This is a genomic window from Celeribacter baekdonensis (assembly GCF_900102315.1).
GTDB lineage: Bacteria > Pseudomonadota > Alphaproteobacteria > Rhodobacterales > Rhodobacteraceae > Celeribacter > Celeribacter baekdonensis.
This window is the reverse complement of record NZ_FNBL01000031.1, coordinates 1-3,934: the sequence shown is the minus strand read 5'-3', so window position 1 is coordinate 3,934 and position 3,934 is coordinate 1. Positions and strand designations below refer to the sequence as shown.

The 3,934-nt window shown below is 59.1% G+C and carries 7 protein-coding genes; 2 read left to right on the top strand and 5 right to left on the bottom strand.

All coding sequences use genetic code 11. The features are described 5' to 3' along the window. The first annotated feature begins 89 nt into the window (after positions 1-89). Positions 90-995: an ArdC family protein gene (locus BLT54_RS21840; RefSeq protein WP_074647536.1), complete on the top strand. Its 906-nt coding sequence runs from the start codon at positions 90-92 to the stop codon at positions 993-995. Beyond that, positions 992-1,171, top strand: coding sequence for a hypothetical protein (locus BLT54_RS21835; RefSeq protein ID WP_074647535.1), 180 nt, complete (start codon positions 992-994; stop codon positions 1,169-1,171). Before BLT54_RS21840 ends, BLT54_RS21835 begins: the two co-directional genes overlap by 4 nt. Before the next feature lie 133 nt (positions 1,172-1,304). Here BLT54_RS21835 and BLT54_RS21830 read toward each other — a convergent pair whose 3' ends face one another. From BLT54_RS21830 to BLT54_RS21815, 5 genes are all read right to left on the bottom strand, one after another. Further along, a complete protein-coding gene (locus BLT54_RS21830; protein WP_074647534.1) occupies positions 1,305-1,724 on the bottom strand; it encodes a hypothetical protein in 420 nt (139 codons plus the stop codon). 53 nt (positions 1,725-1,777) lie between these two features. After that, positions 1,778-2,002: a hypothetical protein gene (locus BLT54_RS21825; protein ID WP_143026922.1), complete on the bottom strand. Its 225-nt coding sequence runs from the start codon at positions 2,000-2,002 to the stop codon at positions 1,778-1,780. Next, positions 1,995-2,174 carry a hypothetical protein gene (locus BLT54_RS22440; protein WP_127562610.1) on the bottom strand — a complete coding sequence of 60 codons (180 nt, stop codon included), beginning with the start codon at positions 2,172-2,174 and terminating at the stop codon, positions 1,995-1,997. The genes BLT54_RS21825 and BLT54_RS22440 overlap by 8 nt, the downstream gene beginning before the upstream one ends. Before the next feature lie 228 nt (positions 2,175-2,402). Beyond that, complete coding sequence (locus BLT54_RS21820; RefSeq protein WP_074647532.1) at positions 2,403-3,038, bottom strand: hypothetical protein; 636 nt, start codon at positions 3,036-3,038, stop codon at positions 2,403-2,405. Next, complete coding sequence (locus tag BLT54_RS21815) at positions 3,038-3,751, bottom strand: AAA family ATPase (protein WP_074647531.1); 714 nt, start codon at positions 3,749-3,751, stop codon at positions 3,038-3,040. Before BLT54_RS21815 ends, BLT54_RS21820 begins: the two co-directional genes overlap by 1 nt. Positions 3,752-3,934 lie beyond the last annotated feature (183 nt).

The window sequence follows — 3,934 nt, the reverse complement described above, 5'->3', positions numbered from 1 at the left end:
AGAGGGCCGCTTGCAGCGGACCTCGCCAGAAACCCCGCCCCAATTTTCGGCACCAGACCGGATAGGGCATCACCACAAGGAGGCCAGACATGGCTAAAGAGCGTTTTGACATCAAGCAGCACGTCACCGACACGATCATTGCGCAGATCGAGGCGGGCACCCCGCCGTGGCGCAAGCCGTGGACTGGCGACATGAGCGGTGCGAGCTTTCCCTTGCGGCACAATGGCGATTCCTATCAAGGCATCAACATTCTGATGCTTTGGGCGACCGCGCATGTTCGCGGCTACAATTCCGCGCGCTGGATGACCTTCAAACAGGCCCTTGAGCTTGGCGGTTGCGTGAAAAAGGGCGAGAAGGCGACGAAATCTGTTTTCTATGGCTCGATTGAGCGCGAGGACGAGAACGCGGCAGAGGGCGAGGACGGCAAACGCCGCATCCGGTTTGCCAAGACCAACAATGTTTTCAATGCCGACCAGATCGAGGGCTTGCCGGAAGCCTACTACATCCGCCCGGAACCGCCCCGCGATCTTGGCACGGAGGCCGACGCCGAGCTTGACGCTTTCTTTGCCCGCAGCGGGGCGGAAATCATCACCACGGAGGAACCGCGCGCCTATTTCCACCCGACGAAAGACCATGTGCATATGCCTCCGATTGCGACGTTTTACAGCGCCGCCGGATACTACGGGACACTTGCCCACGAGCTGACCCATTGGGCTTGCGGCGAAAAGCGCCTTGCCACCCAGAAGGCCCATGCGAACCGTAAGGAATACGCATTTGACGAGCTGGTGGCCGAGATCGGCGCATGTTTCCTTGCCGTTCAGCTTGGCGTCGAGCCGCAGTTTGACCAGAGCGCGGCCTATGTCGAGGGATGGCTTGAGGCCCTGAAATCCGACAAGGAAATGATTTTCAAGGCTGCCGCCGAGGCACAGAAGGCCGTGGACTACATCAACGAAAAGGCCCGCGTCTCCGAGGGTGAAAAGCAGGTGGCCGCATGAGCGGCCCCCACACCCTGCCCCGCCTGTCCTGCCGCAAATGCGGCAGGATAAACCCGCCTGTCTATTTCGCGCCGGTGACGATCGAGGGCGAGGGCTCTTGCATCTGCTACGCTTGCGCCGAGGCGCGGCAATGGCTGGACCAAGACGGCAACTTGCGCCCCGGCATCGAGCTTTGAACCTGTCAGCCCCCGCCCCCGGCGGGGGTTTCCTTTGCCCTGGTGCTATGTTTGACGGGGCCGGGGCCACGCTTGCGCGCGGCCCCGGCCCCGCCCGGCGCTTCGCGCCGAGCCTGCTTTCGCAGGCGCAAGGTCAGAGGCAGGTGAAGGGCATGGGATCGCCAAGCTCAACCTCGGTCGAGCTGTCGCCAATCGTAACCGTGACTGTCTGATGCGCGCGGAATCCGGCGAGTAGAGTTTCCCATTCCACGGGGTTGGCCGTCGCTTTTCCGTAGCGCCCATGCACCATTGCCGCGCCGATCCTGTTGCCATCGGGAAAGCTGAAGCCCACCTCGGCCGACAGGTCGGGGTTGTCGCCGGCTTCGATCAGGACGGCGCTTTCCGTGGTCCCATAGACCGTGTTCGGATCACAAACCAGCGAGACGACCACGCCCGCATTCTCCGTCCGGTAGAGATCGACCCCGCGCTCATGTTCATGTTCCCAGGCACTTGCCACAGCGGGCGATGCGGTCAGAATAATTGCGCTGCAAATCAATGCTTTATGAAACTGCATAGGCTGCCTCCTTTTAGAAGACAGCCTAGCATTTTTGGAACAAAAAGGGAAGATTATTCAAAGGTTTCGGCGGTTTCCGACCATTTGTCTTGCCACACGTCGAAAGAGGCAACCGCGCGCCCCTCGGGGTTCTTCAAGGTGATTTCCCCGCGCGTCTTCGGATCGCGCATGTAAGCCGCGCCAAACTCGCGCAGGGTCTTCGAGCTGGTCGAGTAGACCGTGCCAAGGCTTCGCCCGTCTTCCTCGGCCGACAGCGAAAACATTGGTGTCTTACTCATAGATGACATTTTCCCTACGCCCGTCCTTCCAGCGTGGAAGTATCTCGCCGGTGTTCCACTCGTAGAGCCATCCGACGATTTCGCGCGTCCTGGCATCGAGGATGCGCTTGATTGCTTTCGCTTCCAGTCTTTTTTGCCTCGGCATGGTTTTCACTCCGTTTTTTTGATCCACGGAGCGCCCCGTTCCCGCGCCTTCTTCATCATTGAAGGGAGGGTAAGCGCCCGCTTACCCCTGCCGAGCGGCGAGCGTGAGAGGATGGGGGTGAAGCAAAATCGACAGGGGTGGTGCGGCCCGCAGGCGCAGCCGAGGACACGGCCCTGTCTATTTTGCTTCAGGGGGAAGGAAGCCGAAACTCCTTCCCCCTTCTATGCAACAACGTGACGCGGCTTGCCGCGTCTTCTAATCCTTATTCTGGCGAAGCTCTTCGATGACTTCATCAAGGCAGGTCCAGAACACGGGTTCGAACTGGCCCCGCACCATCGCGCTATCGGATTGGAGACGAAGCGGATCATGCTTTTCGCGCAGATCGTCCAGGATGTTCGCGGGGAGCCGTTTCGTTGTGTGGTAGCCTTCACGCATTGGGAGGCGATCTGCCTCGGGCTTTTCGATGTATTTGGCCTTCAGCTCGAACCTGGCCGTTGCCCGGCGTCCGGCAAGCACGATCACATCGCGGGCCGCGATCCCCTGCCCTTCCAGAGCATCGAGCTTCTTGCCCTGATCGACCTTCACAGCAGCGTCGAGGCGCGTTTCCCGTTTTTCGGCGGCGGGCTTTGGTGCATTGGGGGCCTGAGGTTCTCGATCTTTCTCCACGCGCGCGCGAGCGGGCTTATCAGCTTTGGGCTTGCTGGCAGAGGGAGTGTCGGTTTCAGGATCAGGTTTCGCAGGAACTGGCGTTTGTTTAGCCGCCGGTTCCACGGGAGCGGAGGGTTTCGGGATCTCGGCTGCGAAGGTTCCGGTGCTTTCGCGAGTGGTTCCGAAATTGGTGGTGTATTCAGGGTTGAAGCCCTTGATGTTCGGACGTTGCTTTCGGGCCATTATGCGATCCCTCCAATGTCCTGAAGGATCGCCAGTGCTTCGTCCAGAGCCTCTTCATAGTGCTTTGCGTGGGTGCGCAGCAGAGGGTTCGGATCGTTGCGTCGTGCCTCAGCGAGATAGTGGAGAAATCCGAGGCTAGCGGCGTCTTTATGCTGTTTGCGCTCCATGAAGTAGTTCTGGACGACCGGGAAGGATTGAACCGCTTCCAGCTCAAGTTGCTGTTCGGTTTTACTCATCCGTGCGGGAACGCTGGAAAGAACGACATGGAAGGTCGGCAGGTTTTCCGGATCTTCGGTCCTTCCCCGGAGGTCAACATACCATTTGTGGGTGTCTTGCGTGATTTCCATGTCGTCGTTGGACAGCATCATGGGAACCACAAGAATGTCGCTGAAGGCCGCAAGATCGTCGGCCCAAGCACCAGCGGCCCCAAGCGTGTCAACGAAGACGAAATCCGTTGATCCTTCTTCCCAGGCAGCATCCACCCGCGCCTCGAATGCTTCGGGTGACTTCAGCTCTTCGATGGTGAAATTCGGGTCTTCGATCTTCAGCTTCTCAGCCCATCGAAACAAGGCTTGTTGCGGGTCAGCATCTAGGACAAGGCATTTCTTGCCTGCGTTCATAGCTGCACTCGTCAGGGCGCGGGCCAGCATCGTCTTTCCGGCGCCGCCTTTGCGCGTCATGACGGTGATGACTTTCATGTTTTCGTTCGGCATTGCTCGGCCTCATGTTCAGTGTTGATTGTTCAGTGTTGCTTGTCCGGTGTTCTGGGTTGACTGTCGCTTGTCGCTTGTCTCTTGTCGCCTGTCGCGTGGTAACTGTTGCCTGTTGGTTGTCTCTTGTCGCGTGTTGCGGGTCAAGTGTTATCTGTCCAGTGTCCAGTGTCCAGTGTCCAGTGT